The sequence below is a fragment of the Actinoplanes nipponensis genome (assembly GCF_016862275.1).
Taxonomy (GTDB): Bacteria; Actinomycetota; Actinomycetes; order Mycobacteriales; family Micromonosporaceae; genus Actinoplanes; species Actinoplanes nipponensis.
In genome coordinates this window covers 1-2,662 of the sequence record NZ_BOMQ01000109.1, presented here as the reverse complement: position 1 = coordinate 2,662, position 2,662 = coordinate 1, and the positions used below count along the sequence as shown (strand labels likewise).

Here is a 2,662-nt window from a genome sequence, read left to right as displayed (position 1 = left end):
GGGCATCCAACTCGGCATAAGTCAACACGACACCGCCGCACTCCACCGCCACCGCATCCGGCGTACGCGCCACCTGCTCGGCCAGCAACTCCACCAGCGACTGCCGCGGCATCGGCCGCGCGGTGTCGTTCCACCCCACGAGAATCCGCTCGGTCTCCGCGTGGTCCAGCATCGCGGCCGCGCCGATCGGCGCCCGCGGATCGGTCAGCACGGATCGCAGCACCCGCAGGAAGCGGTCCGCGATCAGCTCGGCCGAGGCCCGGTCGAACAGGTCCGTGCCGAACTCGAGCACACCGCGCAGGCCGGCGCCGGCCCGGTGGTCGGAGAAGCCGAACGCGAGGTCGAACTTGGCCACCGCGGTGTCGAGCACCTGCTCGGCGGCGGCGAGCCCGGGCAGCCCGGCGAGGCTGTCCAGGGCGCGGTGATGGTCGGTGTTGTCGAGGGTGAGCAGCACCTGGAACAGCGGGTGCCGGGCCAGCGACCGCTGCGGGTTCAGCTCCTCGACCAACCGCTCGAACGGCAGATCCTGATGCGCGTACGCCGCCAGATCGGTCTCCCGCACCCGGGCCACCAACTCCACGAACGACGGATCACCAGCGGTGTCGGTCCGCAGCACCAGCGTGTTGATGAACACCCCGATCAGGTCCTCGACCGCCTCATCGGTACGCCCCGCAACCGGCGTCCCGATCGGGATGTCCGTGCCCGCACCCAACTTCGTCAACAACACCGCCAGGGCGGCCTGCAACACCATGAACGGGCTCGCACCCAACCGCCGGGCCAACGCACTCACCTCGGCGTACACATCCGCCGGCACATCGAAATCGATGCGCTCACCCCGGTAGGAAGCAACGGCAGGACGCGGCCGGTCGGTGGGCAGCTCCAACTGCTCCGGCAGCCCGTCCAGGGTCTGCCTCCAGAAGTCCAACTGCCGGCCCAGCTCCTGCTCACCGAGGATCTCGTGCTGCCACAAGCTGTAATCGGCGTACTGCACCGGCAACGGCGACCACGACGGCGACCCACCGGCCACCCGAGCCGCATACGCGGTCACCAGATCCCGAGCCAACGGCCCCCGCGACCACGCGTCACTGACGATGTGATGCGTCAGCACCAGCAACACGTACTCGTCCGCGCCGACGGCGAACACGATGGCCCGTACCGGAATCCCGGTGCTCAGGTCGAAGCGGTGCCGCACCGCGGCGGCCAGCTCCGCCGGCAGCGACGCCGCGTCGGTGGGCACCACCGGCAGCTCGGCCGACGCCTCCGGGAGCACCACCTGGACCGGGCCGCCGGCGTCCTCGCCGAACACGGTCCGCAGGCTCTCGTGCCGGGCGATCACGTCGTTGAGGGCCGCGTGCATCGCGGCCACGTCCAGGACGCCGGTCAGCCGCAGGGCCACCGGCGAGTTGTACGCCGCGCTCGGGCCCTCGAACTGGTGCAGGAACCACAGCCGCTGCTGCGCGAACGACACCGGCAACCGCTCCGGGCGGGGCACCACCGCGGTGAGCCGCGCCCGCACCGCCGGCCCGGCGTGCAGTGCGGTGGCCAGGCCGGCGACGGTCGGCGTCTCGAACAGCTGCCGGACGCCCACCTCGACGTCCAGCACCGAACGGATCCGGCTGACCAGCCGGGTGGCCAGCAGCGAGTGCCCGCCCAGGGCGAAGAAGTCGTCGTCGACGCCGACCCCCTCGACGCCGAGCACCTCGGCGAACAGCCCGCACAGCAACTCCTCGCGGGGCCCGCGCGGGGCCCGCCCGGCGGCGGCGGGGCCGTAGTCGGGGGCGGGCAGGGCGCGGCGGTCGAGCTTGCCGTTGGGGGTCAGCGGGAACTCGTCGAGGACCAGGAACGCGGCGGGGACCATGTAGTCGGGCAGCACCGCGGCGGCGCGCTCGCGCAGGCCGGTGGCGTCGCCGCGGACGTAGGCGACCAGGCGCTGGTCGCCGGGCTGGTCCTCGCGGACGAGCACGGCGGCCTGGTGCACGGCCGGGTCGGCGGCCAGGACGGCCTCGATCTCGCCGGGCTCGATCCGGAACCCGCGCAGCTTGACCTGCCCGTCCGCCCGGCCGGCATAGACCAGGTTGCCGTCGGCCGTCCACCGGGCGCGGTCGCCGGTGCGGTACAGCCGGCTGCCCGGCGCGCCGAACGGGTTGGCCACGAACCGTTCCGCGGTCAGGCCCGGCCGCCGCCAGTAGCCACGCGCCAGCACCACGCCGGCCACGTACAGCTCCCCGGTGACGCCGGGTGGGACGGGCCGCAGCCGGTCGTCCAGGACGTACGCCTGGGTGTTCCAGAACGGGCGCCCGATCGGCACGGGGCCCGGCGCGGGCCGGAAGCCCGGGGGCATGGCGAAGTCGGTGCAGTTGACCGTCGCCTCGGTCGGCCCGTACGCGTTGACCAGCGCCACATCCGGATGCGCGGCCCGCCACGACCGGATCACCTCACCGGTCAACGCCTCCCCACCGGTGACCAGCGTGCCCGACGGCGACACCTCGGCGGGCAACGCCTCCAGCAGGGCCAGGTGCGACGGGGTCACCTTCATGAACGTCGAGGGGGGCGTCCGCTCGTCGAGGTCGCCCAGCACCACGCGGCCGCCGGAGACCAGCGGCGTGTACAGAGCCGTGACAGTCAGGTCGAACGACACCGACGAGTGCAGCAACGCCACCCC

1 protein-coding gene is annotated in these 2,662 nt (G+C 73.0%); it reads right to left on the bottom strand.

Annotated elements, in window-relative coordinates; translation table 11 throughout:
* Positions 1-2,662: condensation domain-containing protein (locus tag Ani05nite_RS40655; protein ID WP_203777553.1), on the bottom strand; the 2,662-nt coding region annotated here is incomplete at both ends.